Raw genomic sequence first — 16,754 nt, forward strand, 5'->3', positions numbered from 1 at the left:
GTTGAACGGGTTTTTGACATTCCCTGCAGGCCCACGCCCTCTAATATGTCCACATGAACGCGCGGATGGTCCGCGCTTGCTCGGGGTCAACTCATCGCCTCGCGGTGTGGTCAGTACGACGCATCGCCATGCGACCCCCGACATCCCAAGAGGTCAATGTGCGCATACTCGTAATCGAAGACAACCGGGACATCGCCGCCAACCTGGGGGACTACCTCGAGGACCGCGGCCATACCGTGGACTTTGCCGCCGACGGCATCACCGGCCTGCACCTGGCCGTGGTCCACGAGTTCGACGCGATCGTGCTGGACCTCAACCTGCCCGGCATGGACGGCATCGAGGTCTGCCGCAAGCTGCGCAACGAAGCGCGCAAGCAGACCCCGGTACTGATGCTCACCGCCCGTGATTCGCTGGACAACAAACTGGCCGGCTTTGATTCCGGCGCCGACGACTACCTGATCAAGCCGTTCGCGCTGCAGGAAGTCGAGGTCCGGCTCAACGCCCTGGCCCGTCGAGGCAAGGGCATGCATACCCGGGTGCTGGAGACCGGTGACCTGGAATACAACCTGGACACCCTCGAGGTCCGGCGCCAGGGCAAGCTGCTGCAGCTCAACCCGACCGCGCTGAAGATCCTGCAGGCATTGATGGAGGCATCCCCGGCGGTGGTTACCCGCCAGGAGCTGGAAACCCGCGTCTGGGGCGAGGAGCTGCCCGATTCGGACTCGCTGCGCGTCCACATCCACGGCCTGCGCGCGGTGGTGGACAAGCCCTTCGACGTACCCATGATCCAGACGCGCCATGGCATTGGATACCGCATCGCCGCACCCGATGCCTGAAGCCGCTCCCTCCAGGCGCGCCCGCAGGCGCGGCCGCTACCGCCGCCGCCTGCGCAGTCGAATCATCCTTTCCTTTGTGCTGTTGGGCTTCTGCCTGACGGCACTTTTTGCGTTTGCGACCAACTGGGCGCGGGCACGCGTCGAGAACCAGCTGGTCGAGGACGTGATGAACCGCAACATCGACGAGTTCGCGCGGCGCTACTACACCGACCCCTCGCGAAACCCCGACCTGCCGGTACAGCAGATGTTCGGCCGCGTGGTGAAGAGCGACAAGTTCGAGAGCCTGCGCAGCGAGGAGCCGGACTGGTACGACCTGTCCGACGGTATCCACACCATCCACGGCAAGGACGAGCAGGGCGCGCCCTTCTCCTACAAGCTGGCGGTGCGCAAGACGCCCAACGAGTGGTTCTTCCTCGCCTACGACATGACCCAGACGCTGCGCGGCGAAAGCCAGCTCAAGCGCTCGCTGTACCTGTCGGTGCTGGTGTTCAGTGGCCTGTCGCTGGTGATCGGCTGGTGGTCGGCATCGCGGGTGATGCGCCCGGTGTCGGACCTGGCGGCGCGCCTGCGCGCCTATCGCGGTGGTACCAGTGAGCCGGAACCGCTGGCACCGCGCTTCCCGGACGACGAGGTCGGCCAGCTGGCCGAGGCGCTGGATGACTACTCGGCGCGGCTGACCCAGGTCGTGCAGCGCGACCGCGAATTCAACGCCGACGTCAGCCACGAGCTGCGCACGCCGCTGGCGGTCATCCGCGGCGCGACCGAACTGCTGCTGGCCCGTCCGGGCATGGATGAGAAGGTGGTGCAGCGGCTGCAGCGCATCCAGCGTGCCGAACAGCAGTGCAGTGATCTCATCGGCTCGCTGCTGCTGCTCTCGCGCAACGAGCGCGGGCACGGCTCCAGCAACGTGGCGCGGGTGGCCGAGCAGCTGCTGGACGCCCATCGCGCCCAGCTTGGCGGCAAGCCGCTGGAACTGCGACTGGAAGGCGAGCGCAACCTGGTGGTGGATGCGCCCGAGGCGGCGCTTTCTGTGGCGCTGGGCAACCTGATCGGCAACGCGGTGAAGTACTCGGCCGAAGGTCTGGTGCTGGTGCGGGTGCTGCAGGACGCGGTCGAGGTGATCGACAACGGCCCGGGCCTGAGCGAGGAGGACGCGGCCAACCTGTTCCAGCGCGGTTATCGCGGCACCCATGCCGGGTACTCGCAGGGCGGTGGCATTGGCCTGTCGATCGTCAGCCGGCTGTGCACCCTGTACGGCTGGCAGGTCAGCGTGCGCCCGGGCGAGAACGGTGGCGTGGTGGCGCGGTTGACCTTCAACCCGGCCTGAGCGGGAGCGCCTGGCGCGATGCAGCCGGGCGGTGCGTGTCCATCAGGTCGCTTGCGAGCTGGAGGTGCGGGTCGCCTGCGGGCGGGCCGCGTTTCCGGTCAGGCCGAGTGTTTTGCAGCTGCCAGCTCGCGGTAGAGCCGGTCCAGTTCTTCCACCCGCGCCTGCAGGTGGTCCGGGTGCCCGTCATTGGTAATCAGGTCATCGGCCAGCGCCTTGCGCTGCTCGCGGGTAGCCTGCGCGGCGATCATGCGGTCGGCCAGCCCGGCGTCGATGCCATCGCGCAGCATCAGCCGGCTGTGTTGCAGCGACGCCGGCGCGTCGACCACCACGATGCGGTCCAGCCACGGATACGGCTGGCGGCCACCGGCCTCGGCCAGCAGCGGGATCGCGGCAATCGCATAGGGGCTGCGGGCAGCACCGCACAGCGCCTGCAGGCGGGCGCGGATGGCAGGGTGGGTGATGGCCTCCAGTGCGAGCCGCGCCTCTTGCGAGGCGAACACGTGCTGGCGCAACTGCGCGCGGTCCAGGCTGCCATCGGCCAGCAGCACCTGCGGGCCGAACAGTCTGGCGATCTGCTCCAGCGCGGGACTGCCGGGGGCCACGATCTCGCGGGCAACCAGGTCGGCGTCGGCAATTTCGATGCCCAGCGCCTCGAAGCGGCGGGTGACCTCGCTCTTGCCCGAGGCGATGCCCCCGGTGAGGCCTACGACGAACTGGCTCATGGCGCGGTCAGCGCAGGCCGGCAAAGCCCATGTAGGCGCCGATGATCTGCTCGCCCCAGAAGAAAACGATCCAGCCGGCAATGGCCAGATAGGGGCCGAACGGGATCGGCGTGGCGCGGTCGCGTCCACGCGAGGCCAGCCAGATCGAACCGATGATGGCGCCGACCAGCGAGGACAGCAGGATGATCGGCAGGATGCCCTTCAGTCCGCACCAGGCCCCCAGGGCAGCCAGCAGCTTGAAGTCGCCGTGGCCCATGCCTTCCTTGCCGGTGATCTGCTTGAACAGCCACCACACGGTCCACAGCGACAGGTAGCCGGCCAGTGCGCCCAGCAGCGCCGGCTTGGCCGGCATGTACAGGTTGTCCAGGCTGCCGATCAGGCCCAGCCACATCAGTGGCAGGGTCAGCTGGTCAGGCAACAGCTGCGTGCGCAGGTCGATGCCCGACAGGGCGATCAGGAAGCAGGTCAGCACGATCGCGCCGAAGCCCTGCCAGCCAAAACCGAACTGCCAGACGCAGGCCACGACCAGCAGGGCCGTCAGTGCCTCGACCAGCGGATACTGGATGGAGATCGGCGCCGCGCAATGGCGGCACTTGCCGCGCTGGACCAGCCAGCTGAAAAGCGGGATGTTCTCGTACCAGGCCAGCTTGTGCTTGCAGTTTGGGCAGTGCGACGGCTCGACCACGATCCCCGGCGGCGGCGGCTCGTAGATGTCCGGCTGTTCCAGCGCCTCGCGGGCGTCACGTTTCCACTGCCATTCCAGGCGCCGCGGCAGGCGCAGGATCACCACATTGAGGAAGCTGCCAATCAGCAGTCCCAGTCCGGCCGCGGCGGGATAGCCGAGGCCGGGATGCTGGTCGAGAAATGCCATTCGTTGATCAGACCACAGCTGCGAGCTTGAAGATGGGCAGGTACATGCCGATGACCATGCCACCGACGATGGTGCCGATGAACACCATGATCAGCGGCTCGAGCAGGCTGCTCAGCGCGTCCACGGCGTTGTTGACTTCCTGCTCGTAATACTCGGCCACCTTGAACAGCATCGAATCCAGCGCACCGGCCTCTTCGCCGATGGCGGTCATCTGGATGACCATGTGCGGGAACAGGTTGACCTGCTTCATCGCCATGTTGACCGGATAGCCGACCGACACGTCGTCACGCATGCGCAGCACGGCCTGCTCGTAGACACTGTTGCCGGTGGCGCCGGCGACGATGCCCAGCGCTTCCACCAGCGGTACGCCGGCCTTGAAGGTCACTGCGGTGGTGCGGGCGAAACGGGCGATCGAGCTGTTGTGCATGATCTGGCCGATCACCGGCACCTTCAGGATCAGCTTGTCCATGCCGTGCTGCATCGCTGGCGAGCGCTTGTAGGCAAAGATGAAGCCGGCAATGCTGCCGCCGACGATCAGCAGCATCAGCCACCACCACGACACCATGAAGCGCGAGGCGGCCACGATCATCTGGGTGAAGGCCGGCAGGTCGGCGCCAAAGCCCTTGAACACGTCCTCGAACTGCGGCACCACCCAGATCAGCAGGATCGAGCTGACCAGCAGCGCGACCGCCATGACCATCGTCGGGTAGAACAGGGCCTTCTTGATCTTGCCCTTGAGGGTCTCGATGTTTTCCTTGTAGTTGGCGATGGTCTCCAGCACCGTTTCCAGCACACCAGCGCCTTCGCCGGCGCGGATCAGGTTGCGGTAGAGCTCGTCAAACTGGACGGGGTGCTTGCTTATCGCCTCGTACAGCGAGGAGCCGCCCTCGATGTCGGTGCGGATCTCGCCGACCATCTTCCGCATGCGGGGGTTCTTGTGGCCCTCGCCGATGATTTCCAGGGCGCCGACGATCGGCACACCGGACTTCATCATCGTCGCCATCTGGCGGCTGAAGAAGGCGATCTCCTTGGGCGTGATCCTGGACCCTGCCGAGCCAAACAGCGGCTTGGGCTTGGGCTTGACCACGCTGGGGGTGATCCCCTGGCGTCGAAGTTCCGCGCGCAGCATGTTGGCATTCTTGGCCGACTGCTCGCCCTTCATCTTGACGCCGCGCTTGTCGGTCCCCTGCCAGACAAACGGCTGCATCTGGCTGGTGTTGCGCGACACCGGCTCGCTCTTCATTGCACTACGGGTTACGGCCATCGTCTTCTCCCCACCCCGCGCCATCCCCAGGCCGGGCTATCGCGGCATGGTAGCGGGTTTCTTTCTGGTCGGGCATCCGGTCGCCGTCAATGCGTGCGGGTCGTCACGCCCGCCGCTGGCGTCGGAACGTCATAAACTGACAAAAAAGGTCACTTTGGCACTGATATCGCAATTGCGCCATTCAGGGGCTTCCATTCTGCGTCGTTGCTGCCATCATTCGCGCCGGGGAGTTGGGGAGGTGCTGGGGGATCTGGCACGCTACCTGCTTTGCAATACCCCGCATGGGAGCGGGTTCCATGCCCGTCCTTGTTCACCAATCCAAACCTCTAGGGGATGTACGCATGAAGAAGCAGCAGGGTTTTACGCTGATCGAACTGATGATCGTGGTTGCGATCATTGCCATCCTGGCCGCCATCGCGCTGCCGGCCTATCAGGACTACGTCGCCCGCTCGCAGGTGTCGGAAGCCATGAGCCTGGCCTCGGGCGCCAAGACCGCCGTCGCCGAGTACTACGCTGACCGTGGCGCTTGGCCGACTACGAACGCCGCTGCTGGTCTGGCTACCGCCAACTCGATCTCCGGCAAGTACGTCACCTCGACCACCGTTGGTAACAATGGCGTTATCACCAGCGTGTTCAAGGCTGCCGGTTCGGTCAGTGCCAAGATCGCCAACGCGAACTTCTCCCTGACCCCGTCCGACAACGGTGGCAGCATCAAGTGGACCTGCGGCGGCTCCATCGCCGACAAGTACAAGCCGAGCTCCTGCCGCAACTAATCGTTGCTGCGTGGTGAAGCTGGAAGGGTCGCGCAAGCGGCCCTTTCTTTTTTGAGGGGAGGACGAATGGGGAAGTTGCGCAGACTCTGGCCGCTACTGTTGCTGCTGGCAGTCGGGGCGGTCATTTACTGGCCTGGACTGGGCGGGGGCTTCATCTTCGATGATTATCCCAATCTGATCGAAGATCCGGACTGGAAGATCACCTCCTTGGACTGGGAGTCATTGCGCGCGGTGGCGGGTTCCGGCATCGCCAGCTTCTTTGGGCGGCCCTTGGCGGTACTCAGTTTTGCGCTCAACTACTACCTGACGGGCATGGACCCTGTCCCGATGAAGCTGGTCGGGGTCGTCTTCCATCTGCTCAATACGCTGCTGGTGTATTGCCTGGTGCGGCGACTGCTGGCCGCGGTCCACTTCACCGATGCGACTGTGCGCTGGGGCGCTTGTGCGTTGGCGTTTGTCTGGATGGCCCATCCCCTGCAGGCCTCCACCGTTCTGTATATCGTCCAGCGCATGGAGGTGGGGGCGCTGACCGGCGTGCTGCTCTCACTGCTGGCCTACCTCAAAGCCCGTTGTGCGATGAGCGCGGGCTCCCGGGCTTGGGCATGGTGGGCGGCGGTCGTGCTCGCCGGTCTGGTCGGGCTGGGTTTCAAGGAAACCGCGCTGTTGCTGCCGATTTACGCGCTGGCACTGGAATGTTGCCTGCTGGGATTCCGCGGGGCGAATGGGAGTCGCTCGACGGCGCTGGTTTCGCTCTACACGCTTGGCGCGCTCGGCGCGCTGGTGGTCTTCTGTTGGAAGATGCTGCCGTCGATGCTGGCGCGGGAAGCCTACGCGGTCCGTGACTTCACACTGGGCGAGCGACTTCTGACCCAGTTCGCCGCTTTGGGGCTGTACCTCCGGCAGATGTTGCTGCCGTGGCCGGAGAGCCTCTGGTTCTACTATGACAATTTCCCGATTTCAAAAGGATTGCTGCAGCCCTGGACCACGCTCACGAGCCTGTTGCTGCTGCTGGGCCTGGTCGTAGTTGCAGTGGTCAGCAGGCGGCGCTGGCCGCTGACCTCCCTCGGAATTGCGTGGTTCTTCGCTGCACATGCGCTGACCAGCAATATCGTTCCGTTCGAGTTGGTCTTCGAGCACCGCAACTATTTCGCCCTGCTGGGCATCCTGCTTGCCTGGGTGCAGCCTTTGGCTTGGCTGGGGAACCGGATCAGCCCGGAGATCCGTATCCCGTTGGTCGCGCTGCCGTTGCTGTTCACCGCCGTGATGGGGGTGCTGCAGGTGGCGACGTGGGGGGATCCTCTGCGGCTGGCAACGACTCTGGCTACACGCAACCCGGAATCCCCGCGGGCCGGTTACGAGTTGGGGCGACTACTGTTCGATCTTGCCGGCGGAGACCCCGCCTCCCCGCTGGGGTCGCTGGCCGAGCAGGAGTTCCAGCACGCGGCCAGGTTGCCGGGCAGCTCACCTTTGCCGGAGCAGGCTCTAATCATCCTGTCGTCCAGCCACGGGCGACCAATGGACCCTGAAATGTGGACGCTATTCCGGAAAAAGTTTGAGCGCCGGCAAGCTGGTCCTCAGGAGATCGGTGCGCTCTCGGCCGTTGTGGATTGCCGGATAAGTGCGCGTTGCCAGTTCGAGAGCGAGCAGCCTCTGTTCGAGGTCCTGACAGCCGCCCTCCAGGTAAATCCCCGATCGGCTGTCATCCATGCAATCTATGGCAACTACGCCTTCAACGTCATGCGTGATCCTGAGCTAGCGGTCAGGATGTTGCGGGAGGCGGTTGCGCTGGAGCCGGGGCAGGTGGCCTTCCGTGTGGGGTTGGCGAAATTCCTGTTGGCATTGGATTTGCGTGAATCACCCGAAGTGACGGACACGCTGGCATTTCTCCGGGCGGATGACTCCGGGGGGAAGTATCGGGTCGAACTGCAGGAACTGGAAAGATTGTTGGAAAACGGGGAATCCGAACGCGAGCCGGATCGATGATCATGGGGAGAACGGGGATGACGGAGCAAAAGGGTTTTACGTTGATCGAACTGATGATCGTGGTGGCGATCATCGCGGTGCTGGCGGCAATCGCCTTGCCTGCTTACCAGGATTACGTAGCGCGTGCGCAGGTTGCGGAAGGAATTGGACTGGCGACGGGTGCCAAGTTGGCAATCGCCACCTACTACGGTGAGCGCGGTGAGTTTCCTGCTGGCAACGCTGCGGCGGGAATGGCAGCCGCAGCCTCGATACGCGGACGCAATGTCAGCTCGGTGGAGGTGGATGCTACTGGCACCATCCGGGTTGCATTCTCCAGTTCGGCCAATGCAAAGCTGCACGGTCAGGTGCTCACCATGCAGGTGACCGACAACGATGGCAGTCTGAGCTGGGCGTGTGGCGGATTGAATCCGAAGTATCTCCCAGCAAGCTGCAGATGAGCGCCAGCTTCATCAACCCGAGCAGGGCTTTTTGCCTTCGTGAGCTATTTCCTGACCGGGTGCTGCTTGGCACTCAGCCAACCTGGTATGTCTGAAGAAATGCGCGGCAGTAGGCCCACCGTCCTGGTTTTAGCCTCTACCTATCCAAGGTGGGCCGGCGATCACGAACCAGGCTTCGTGCACGAGCTCGCACGCCGGTTGACAGATCGTTTCCGTGTGGTGGCGTTGTCCCCGCATGCTCCGGGCGCCCTGCAGCATGAGACCCTGGATGGAGTAGAGGTAATCCGTTACCGCTACGCCCCGGAGGCGCTGGAGACGCTGGTCAGTGGTGGTGGCATTACCACCAACTTGCGGCGGAGCAAGTGGAAGCTGTTGCTGGTCCCGAGCTTCCTGCTCGCCCAGATGTGGGTGGCTTGGCGGCTGCTCAGGCGCGAGCGCATCGATGTGGTGCATGCGCACTGGCTGATTCCGCAAGGGTTGATCGCCGCTCTGCTGCAGCGCCTGCCGGGCGGCAGGCTGCCCTTGGTCGTTACCTCCCATGGCGCGGACCTGTTCGCCCTGCGTGGCCGTTTGCTGGCTGCACTGAAACGCCATGTCCTGCGCCGCTCGTCTGCGGCGACCGTAGTGAGCAGCGCCATGCACCAGCCGGTTTGCGCATTGAGCGCGCAACCGGCGCAGGTGCATGTCATGCCAATGGGAGTGGACCTGCGCAACCGGTTCACTCCGGTCGACGGGACTCAGCGCTCCCGCAGCGAGATCCTGTTCGTCGGGCGCCTGGTGGAGAAAAAGGGGCTGCGCCATCTGATTGCGGCCATGCCACTGGTGCTGCAACGGGCGCCCGATGCCTGCCTGACCATTGCCGGATTCGGGCCGGAGGAGGCCGCGCTCAGGCACCAGGTCCAGCAGTCAGGGCTGGCAGGCAACGTGAGCTTCGTCGGCGCCGTTCCGCAGGCCGGACTGGCAGCCCTGTACCGCCGTGCCACGGTATTCGTGGCGCCCTTCGTGCGGGCAGGGTCCGGGGATGAAGAGGGGCTGGGCCTGGTCGTGGCCGAGGCGGTTGGTTGCGGTTGCCCGGTGATTGCTGGCGATGTGCCGGCCGTGCATGAACTGCTGGGGAAGTGGCCGGATCTGGTGGTGGATCCACAGGATCCGGTGGCCCTGGCCGAGAAGATCGTCGGCATGCTGGAGGGTGGCCCAGAGGTGGGGCGGGTGGCGGAGCAGCTGCGCCAGGAAATCCTGTCCCGTCTGGACTGGCAGCAGGTTGCCGATGGTTATGCGCGCCTGCTGTCAGGCACCATTGAATCGCGTTCTTGAAATGTCTTCGGGGCTCCCATGAAATTTCTCGGCAAGTGGTTTCCGCTGTTGTCCTTCAAGGGCTCAGGCGATTACTGGCGCAGGCGCTATCGCTACGGAGGCGACTCCGGTGTGGGGTCGGGCGGTCAGTCGGCCCGCTACAAGGCAGATGCCCTGAACCGCTTCGTCGCCGATCGCGATATCGGCAGCATCATCGAGTTCGGGTGCGGGGATGGGCGCCAGCTCGAACTGGCACGCTACCCGCAGTATCTGGGCGTGGATATCAGCCCGGAAGCAGTGGCGCTGTGCCGTGGGAAGTTCCGCGCCGACGCCCGCAAGGCGTTCATGCTGCTTGATGAGTTCCAGTCACAGCGGGCAGAGCTGACCCTGTCCCTGGATGTGATCTTCCATCTGGTCGAGGACGAGGTATATCACGACTACCTAGAGCGCCTGTTCGCCAGCACGACGCGGTACGTTGCCATCTACTCGACAGTCACGGAGTCGAGCCGAAAGACCTTGCCCCATGTGCGCCACCGTGGCGTGGCCGACGATGTCGCCCGTTGGTTCCCCAACTTTGCAAGGTTGCACGACTACGAAGCCAGCCTGCCGGTACCGGGGGATGACTGGGACAATGGGGCACGGTTCCTGTTCTACGCCCGTACTTGAACGAGATGAGTCTCCCCCGGATTTCCGCCTGCATCGCCAACTACAACGGCGCCGGCCTGTTGCGCGACTGCCTGGACTCGGTGCTGGCCCAGCAGGTGGCGGCCGAGGTGGAGATCATCGTGCACGACGATGACTCCAGCGATGACTCGCTGCAGCTGCTGCGCAGCGACTTTCCGGAGGTGCGACTGATCTCCTCGGACAGCAACGTCGGCTTCTGCGTTTCCAACAACCGCATGGCCGACGTCGCCACCGGAGACTACCTGCTGCTGCTCAACAACGACGCCGCACTGTTGCCCGGGGCGCTGGACGCTTTGCTGTCCGAGCAGCAGCGCATTGGGGCGCCCTGCATCCTCAGCCTGCCCCAGTACGACTGGGAAAGCGGCGCGTTGGTGGATCGCGGCTGCCTGCTCGACCCGTTCTGCAACCCGGTCCCGAATCTCGACCCGGCCCGGCCCGAAGTGGCCTATGTGATCGGCGCCTGCCTGTGGATCCCGCGCGGCCTGTGGCGCGAACTGGGCGGATTCCCGGAAGCGTTCGGCTCGATTGCCGAGGACCTGTACCTGTGTGGTGGGGCGCGCCTGCGCGGGCTGGCGGTGCGCTGTGTTGAAGCCGGTGGTTACCGTCACCGCCAGGGCGCCAGTTTCGGCGGCAATCGTGCCGATGGCGGGTTGCGGACGACGTATCGACGGCGTGCCCTGAGCGAGCGCAACAAGACCTGGGCGATGCTGGCCTGCACCCCGGGATGGACCGTGTGGCCGCTGGTGGTGCTGCACCTGTTGCTGCTGCATGCCGAGGGGGCGATTGTCTCCTTGGTGCGCAGGGATGCACGCCTCTGGCGGGAGGTGTACCGCCCGATCCTGCCGAGCTTGCTCGCCACCGATGCGGAGTGGAAGTCCCTGCGGCAGCGCCTGCAGGCGGCCCGGTGCACGACCCAACGGCGCTGGTGGCAGGTCTTCGTCTGGATGCCGCGCAAGCTCACGCTGCTGTGGCGGTATGGCATGCCCACGCTGCGCTGAGGGTCAGCCGGGCTTGCGGAAGAGGAAGAACGGCTCGGCCGGGTTGACGCCGACTTTGTTCGGTTCGGCGTCCGCCAGCAGTTCCTCGTGCCCGCGCACATGGGACTGGAACCCGGCAGCGGTGATCCGCTGGAAGATGTCGCGGCCGAACAGGCGTACATGGTCTTCCTGGCCGTGGGCATGCAGGCGTGCCTGGTCGGTGTCGATCCCGGGATCGGACCAGGTGGCGTGCAGCTTGCGGCTGTACGGGGTCTGCAGGATCGCGTAACCGCCCGGAGCGAGGATCCGGAACAGCTCGGACAGTGCCTTGCCATCGTCGGCAACATGCTCCAGAACGTGGTTGGCGATGACCAGGTCGACCGAAGCGGAAGCAAGCTCCATGTCCAGCATGTCGATCCGCAGCACTTGCGGTGACTGTGGGTAGAGGTCGCAGGCGGTATAGCTGGCGGGGCCCGCCTCCTTCAGCCAGCGCGGCAACCGTTTCTCCGGCGCGAAGTGGAGGATGGACTTGCCCTTGATCCACTCCAGCAGGCCACTGGCGCGCAGGTACAGCAACAGGTGACGTTCGCGGTCGTGGGCACCACAGCGCGGGCATTCGAAGTGGTCGACGTCACTGCCCACCACCTCTAGCGTGAGCATCAGCGGCGCCACTCCGCGCGAACCATTGCGGTAGGGCATGAAGCGCCAGACACGGTGATTGCACATCGCGCAATGGCGGCGGCCACCCGGTATCCAGCCGGCAAGGGCATAGGGCAGGACTTTCGTCAGTTGCAGGGCCATCGGCTTCCAAGATCAGTGGCGGTAGAGGACGTGGCGAAGGTGCCGCGCAAACGGCAACTGCGAGGTGAGGATTCTCGTGGTCATCCGGACGATGTTCCATGCCGCCATGCCGCTGGTACGTAGCGGCCCGTAGGGAGAGGCTGCATAGATTCGTGCGGCCCAAGTGCGTAGCAGGGCCGGGTCACGGGCGGCGACGGCCCGGAAGCACACCCGGCGCAGGAAATCGGCCAGCCCTCTTGCGTAGTCAGCGTCGCTTACCGCATCACGCGGCACGCTCTGGATGGCCCGCCAGTACAGCTCCCGCACCTTGTCGTTGCTAGTGGCCACCATCGATCCACTGGTGCCAGCCCGATAGGCAGCCAGCGGTTCGCCAATGTGGCTCAGCGGGCCATGCTGAGCCAGTACCAAGTGGATCTGGTAGTCGATGTACTCGTGGTCGATGGCCAGCAAGTGCGTGGCCAGCTCCGCGCGGTACAACATGGTGCTGGTGTTGAGGTTGTTGCCATGCCGCAGCAGGGAGGCAAGGTCGACTACGGCATCGCCCAGGTCATTGAAAAAACCGGTTGGCTGGTCATCTGCGCTCACCGTATAGGCATTGCTGTACACCGCAGCGTGGTCCGGATGCTGGCGGATCAGTTCGACCTGGCGCGCCAGCTTTCCCGGCAGCCAGTAGTCATCGCCGTCGAGCTGGGCCAAGAGGCTGCCGCGCGCGGCGCGCAGCAGGCGCAGGTAATTCCGATAGGCCCCGACGTTGTTGTCGGCGGTGATGACGCGCACGAGAGAGGGAAATCGTTGCTGCAGGGTGAGGGCAACCTGCAGGCTGTCATCCTTCGAGCAATCTTCGCCCACCAGGACTTCGAACTCGAAATCCACCTCTTGGGTGACAGCGCTCTCAACGGCTTTGGGCAGAAAGGCGGCATGGTTGTAGGCCAGTACCAGCACGCTCACCAAAGGCTTGCCCACCAGCTGCATAGCATCGGAATGTTCGATCGTCCGATGGATGGACAGGGTGTCGGGCGCCGGCACTCACTTGCTCCCGCTGGTAGGTAGGATCAGACCCTTGGCATCACGCCAGGCATTTGTTTGCATTCCGGCCATCAGGGCCAGGTACGCCAGTCCGCCAAGCCCGCCGAGGGTTATGAATTTAAGCAGGGGAGGGGCTTCCCAGTCTTGAGAGAGAACCGCTGTTGCGCCGATGATGATGAGGGAGCAGAGGATCGGTGGGCAGGCATCCCGTAGCTGGGCCAGCATGCCGTACCCAAGGAGCTGCCTGGAGTAGTACACATTGATCCAAAGCCCCAGCAGGGAATGAGCCAGCTGGGAACAGGCCAGGCCAAGGACGCCGTACTGCAGGCCGACGAGCATGAAGATAATGCCCGTGACCTTCTTGGCCAGTTCCAGGCGGAACATCAGTCGGGCATGGCCTTGGGCCATCAACGTGTGCAGGTTGATCATGTGTAGTGGATGGAGCAAGCCGGCCAGGGCCAACACCTGCAGCAACGGAACCGCCGGCCCCCATTGTGGGCCGTAGAGCAGGGCAACGATCGGCTCGGCGAAGGCAGCCAGGGCCAGCATGGCAGGTGCGTAGCCGAGCATCATCACCCTAGTCGAAAACTGGATGCCTCGGCGCAGTAGCTGCTGGTCGTTCTGTGCCCGCGAGAACAGGGGTAGGGCCACGCGGGCGACAAGACTGTTCATCAGCGAGGCTGGCAACTGCCGGGTATTCTCGGCGAAAGCGTAGTGCCCTAGCGGGACGGCCCCGAGACCCTTGCCTATCAGCAGGGTGTACAGGCGGATGTAGAACGTCTCCATCAACTGGGAGGCCAGATGATAACTACCGAAGCTGCCGAGCTTGCGTACGGACGACCAGCGGAATACCAGCGCGGGGCGCCAAGGGTGAAGGCACCAGAGCAACAGGGTCGTTATCGAGGCCATGCTGACAATCTGTGCAGCAAGGGCCCAGATGCCCGCGCCCTGCCACGCCAAGGTGATGGCTAAGGCGCCAGAAGTAATGGCGCCGACGCCCCCGGCAATTGCTTGGGTGCGGAATTCGAGCTTCTTGGTAAGCAGGGCGAAGTGGATCGAGCCGCAGGCACCCGCCAGCACGGCAACGGCAACGAGGCCGGCGAACATCGTCAACCGAGGTTCGTTGAAGAATATCGCAAGCGCTGGGCCGAAGCAGGCCAGTGTGGCTGCGAGCACGATGCCGAGGGCGAGATTGCACCAGAACACGGTAGACTCATCGGCGTGATCGGTGTCCTGGCGCTGGGTAAGTGCAGCCGAGAACCCGCCATCGGCCAGCACCGCTGCTAGTGCCACAAAGACCGCGAGCATGGTTGCTACCCCAAAGTCACTAGGGGACAGCAAGCGAGCAAGCACCAGTGTGGTGGCGAACTGGATCCCCTGGCGGGAAAGTGCATCGCCAGCGCTCCACAATGATGCACGCAGGGCTTGGCGCTTCATCTCAACCCCATCCATTACGTCGACAGATCGTGTCCCGAAGACTACAAGTAGCTGCCGCATGAACCTCGAACGCACTGTGGAACTGGCGTTGTGCAAGGACGGCTCGCCGGACGCGGCAGCAGTAGCGATCCTGAGTGGGAACTGTGTGCGGCGTTACGCCCTCGGCAAGAATCCGGAAACCCTTGCACTGCATGCGTTGGCTCCGTTGGACGGGGTGATCGATGACCGCTGTGGCGAAGGGGAGAGCTGGCACGGAATTCCCGTATTGCGGACGGCCGAAGCCGATAAGGCTGCAGGGGTAGTCAGTTGCTCGACCTCGATCCAGCCGGTGGCCGCCATTGACCACCTGCGGGCAGCAGGTTTCAAGTATGCCGCAAGCTATGCAGGTGTAGTGCGTGCTGCGGGGAGTGCCCTGCCATTGCCGGCTTTCGTCACTTCGCAGCGTATGGAGCTGGCAGCGCACCTACCGGCATGGCAGTCGATCCACGACGCCTTGGGCGACGAGGAATCCCGACAGACCCTGCTCGACGTGCTTGGTTTTCGCCTCAGCGCCGATCCTGAGTACATGCGCAGGTACTCCGTGCGTATTGCCGAGCAGTACTTTGAGGATTTCATGCAGTACAGCAACGAGGTTTTCGTTGATGCCAGCGGGTATGACGGCGATACGACAGAAGCTTTTGCTGCTCGCCATCCTGACTACCGAAAAGTGCTGTTCTTTGAACCTTCCGCGCGAAACATGGCATCGGCGCGTCCCCGCCTGGCGCGACTGCGCGACATTGAGTTTTTCCCACTTGGTCTGTCCGATGCACGGGAACTGCTGCGTTTCAATCCGGAAAGTGGCTCGGCATCTTCGGTTTCCGAATCGGGTAGCGAGCAGATCTGCTGTGACACCCTCGATGCTGTGGTGAGTGAGCCTGTTTCCTTCATAAAGATGGATCTTGAAGGCTGGGAAATGCCTGCCCTGCGGGGCGCTGCCGGGCACATAGGCAATGACCGCCCGAAGCTGGCAATCGCCATCTACCACAACGCCGAGGACCTGCGACTGGTCTATCAGTTCGTAACCGAATTTGGCCACGGCTACCGGACGTACCTGAGGCACTACACCCAGGGTTGGTCGGAGACCGTGCTGTTCTTCTGCTGAACGCGGGTAAGGGTCAGGCTTGGCCGGGGTAACCATCCACTACCGTGTACAGCTCGCGTCGTAGTGTGCATTGGTAGAGGTCGTCAAGTGCCTCGGGGTCAGGCTCGGTGCAGAAGATCACCGCGATCCTGCATGCGGGGCTGGCCTGGAGCCGATCGCCGACCAGACCGAGAGGAACCCATCGTTCAATGGCAAGCGGCCGCCGGAAGCTGACATGGGTGAGGTTCTGCGCTGTCGGCACGGTGATCGTATGACGCAGGACCGGTCGCGACTGCCCAATAGCCCGCGTGCTAACCGGCTGGCCCAGGAAGGGTTGCGCGTAGGCCTCGGCATACCGGAAACCCGTGGAAAGCTCGATCAGCTGGCTGTAGAGGTCGCCCGGGCAGCGCCGGGTTACTTCAATCAGCCGGATGCCGTCCTTGGTCGCGATGAACTGCGTATGCACGAGGCCATCGACGAGGCCGAGGCCACTCGAGAGGGTTTCAATGCACTGGCGCAGGATCTGCCGGAGGAGAGGGGCATCGTGCAGTACGTGGCTGGTGTCCACCACGAACGGATTTGCCGAGCCGTCTTCCCGGACCAGGAAGTCCTCGATGACGCGCTGACCGGTGATAAAGGCAGAGTGACTATAGAGCTGCCCTTCCACGTACTCCTCGAGCAGGCATTCACCGCTGGGCGAAATGCTTCGAGCATGTTCGACGGCGATTGCCGCCGCCCTGTCGGAGTATTCGCGGATGACGCTTATTCCCTTGCCGCTGAAGGCATCGACGGGCTTGACGATCAGTGGGCTTCCCTGAGCCGCATCGGCATCGGTAAACACCCTTGGCACCGGCAGACCAAGGTGTTCGGCCATCTGGCGGAAGCGAGCCTTGTGGTTGATCACCTCCGCTGCATGCGGAGAATCGATGCCGGGGAACTGGCCGCGGCCAGCCATCACGCAGGAAACATAGGAGCGGTCAGTGCATCCCGGCACGATGAAGTCAAAGCCTTGGGTGTCTATGAGTGCTGCAAGCGCCGCTGTATCCGAATAGTCCAGTTGCCAATAGCTACTCGCGGCTTTGGCCAGGCAGTCGTGGGGGTTGCCACCGACGACGTGGACCTCATGCCCGCCACGAAGCAATGCCTGGTAAATGGGGCCGGAGGAAAAGTTGGTATCTACGAGCAGCACCTTCGCCACGTGGA

Annotated in this window: 16 protein-coding genes; 9 read left to right on the plus strand and 7 right to left on the minus strand. The window is 63.8% G+C overall.

Annotated elements, in window-relative coordinates; genetic code table 11:
- Window positions 1-158: 158 nt before the first annotated feature.
- Both LG380_RS00115 and LG380_RS00120 read left to right on the plus strand, forming a co-directional pair.
- On the plus strand, window positions 159-836 hold the full coding sequence (locus tag LG380_RS00115; protein ID WP_225763030.1) for a response regulator transcription factor: 678 nt from the start codon (window positions 159-161) through the stop codon (window positions 834-836).
- Window positions 829-2,163 (plus strand): HAMP domain-containing sensor histidine kinase, encoded by a 1,335-nt coding sequence (locus tag LG380_RS00120; protein ID WP_225763031.1) that lies wholly within the window; start codon window positions 829-831, stop codon window positions 2,161-2,163. The genes LG380_RS00115 and LG380_RS00120 overlap by 8 nt, the downstream gene beginning before the upstream one ends.
- A 98-nt stretch (window positions 2,164-2,261) precedes the next feature.
- Here the strand turns inward: LG380_RS00120 and coaE are convergent, their stop codons facing one another.
- From coaE to LG380_RS00135, 3 genes are read right to left on the minus strand one after another with little or no spacing between them, the layout of a single operon-like run.
- Window positions 2,262-2,885, minus strand: a complete 624-nt coding sequence (coaE, locus tag LG380_RS00125) for a dephospho-CoA kinase (protein ID WP_225763032.1) — start codon at window positions 2,883-2,885, stop codon at window positions 2,262-2,264.
- A gap of 7 nt (window positions 2,886-2,892) precedes the next feature.
- The gene (locus tag LG380_RS00130; protein WP_225763033.1) at window positions 2,893-3,756 is read right to left on the minus strand and encodes an A24 family peptidase; all 864 of its coding nucleotides are present in this window, start codon (window positions 3,754-3,756) and stop codon (window positions 2,893-2,895) included.
- A gap of 7 nt (window positions 3,757-3,763) precedes the next feature.
- Window positions 3,764-5,020, minus strand: coding sequence for a type II secretion system F family protein (locus LG380_RS00135; RefSeq protein ID WP_225763034.1), 1,257 nt, complete (start codon window positions 5,018-5,020; stop codon window positions 3,764-3,766).
- A gap of 341 nt (window positions 5,021-5,361) precedes the next feature.
- Here LG380_RS00135 and LG380_RS00140 point away from each other — a divergent pair, with 341 nt between their 5' ends.
- From LG380_RS00140 to LG380_RS00165, 6 genes are all read left to right on the plus strand, one after another.
- Window positions 5,362-5,793: a pilin gene (locus tag LG380_RS00140; RefSeq protein WP_225763035.1), complete on the plus strand. Its 432-nt coding sequence runs from the start codon at window positions 5,362-5,364 to the stop codon at window positions 5,791-5,793.
- A gap of 66 nt (window positions 5,794-5,859) precedes the next feature.
- Window positions 5,860-7,776 carry a hypothetical protein gene (locus LG380_RS00145; protein WP_225763036.1) on the plus strand — a complete coding sequence of 639 codons (1,917 nt, stop codon included), beginning with the start codon at window positions 5,860-5,862 and terminating at the stop codon, window positions 7,774-7,776.
- 17 nt (window positions 7,777-7,793) lie between these two features.
- Window positions 7,794-8,213: a pilin gene (locus LG380_RS00150; RefSeq protein WP_225763037.1), complete on the plus strand. Its 420-nt coding sequence runs from the start codon at window positions 7,794-7,796 to the stop codon at window positions 8,211-8,213.
- A 177-nt stretch (window positions 8,214-8,390) separates the two neighbouring features.
- On the plus strand, window positions 8,391-9,527 hold the full coding sequence (locus LG380_RS00155) for a glycosyltransferase (protein ID WP_263973770.1): 1,137 nt from the start codon (window positions 8,391-8,393) through the stop codon (window positions 9,525-9,527).
- Between the two features lie 18 nt (window positions 9,528-9,545).
- Window positions 9,546-10,172 (plus strand): class I SAM-dependent methyltransferase, encoded by a 627-nt coding sequence (locus tag LG380_RS00160; protein WP_225763038.1) that lies wholly within the window; start codon window positions 9,546-9,548, stop codon window positions 10,170-10,172.
- A 5-nt stretch (window positions 10,173-10,177) separates the two neighbouring features.
- Window positions 10,178-11,188 carry a glycosyltransferase gene (locus tag LG380_RS00165; RefSeq protein WP_225763039.1) on the plus strand — a complete coding sequence of 337 codons (1,011 nt, stop codon included), beginning with the start codon at window positions 10,178-10,180 and terminating at the stop codon, window positions 11,186-11,188.
- Window positions 11,189-11,191: 3 nt separating this feature from the next.
- On the opposite strand, the gene LG380_RS00170 is transcribed toward LG380_RS00165, so the two are convergent.
- From LG380_RS00170 to LG380_RS00180, 3 genes are read right to left on the minus strand one after another with little or no spacing between them, the layout of a single operon-like run.
- On the minus strand, window positions 11,192-11,968 hold the full coding sequence (locus LG380_RS00170) for a class I SAM-dependent methyltransferase (RefSeq protein WP_225763040.1): 777 nt from the start codon (window positions 11,966-11,968) through the stop codon (window positions 11,192-11,194).
- A 12-nt stretch (window positions 11,969-11,980) separates the two neighbouring features.
- On the minus strand, window positions 11,981-12,994 hold the full coding sequence (locus tag LG380_RS00175; RefSeq protein ID WP_225763041.1) for a glycosyltransferase: 1,014 nt from the start codon (window positions 12,992-12,994) through the stop codon (window positions 11,981-11,983).
- Entirely contained in the window at window positions 12,995-14,431 is a 1,437-nt protein-coding gene (locus tag LG380_RS00180) for a lipopolysaccharide biosynthesis protein (protein WP_225763042.1), read from the minus strand. It lies immediately after the preceding gene.
- Between the two features lie 58 nt (window positions 14,432-14,489).
- On the opposite strand from LG380_RS00180, the gene LG380_RS00185 reads away from it, so the two are divergent.
- Window positions 14,490-15,572, plus strand: a complete 1,083-nt coding sequence (locus LG380_RS00185) for an FkbM family methyltransferase (RefSeq protein ID WP_225763043.1) — start codon at window positions 14,490-14,492, stop codon at window positions 15,570-15,572.
- Window positions 15,573-15,585: 13 nt separating this feature from the next.
- Here LG380_RS00185 and LG380_RS00190 read toward each other — a convergent pair whose 3' ends face one another.
- Window positions 15,586-16,749: an ATP-grasp domain-containing protein gene (locus tag LG380_RS00190; RefSeq protein WP_225763044.1), complete on the minus strand. Its 1,164-nt coding sequence runs from the start codon at window positions 16,747-16,749 to the stop codon at window positions 15,586-15,588.
- Window positions 16,750-16,754 lie beyond the last annotated feature (5 nt).

This window comes from Stenotrophomonas sp. Marseille-Q4652 (genome assembly GCF_916618915.1).
Classification (GTDB): Bacteria; Pseudomonadota; Gammaproteobacteria; order Xanthomonadales; family Xanthomonadaceae; genus Stenotrophomonas.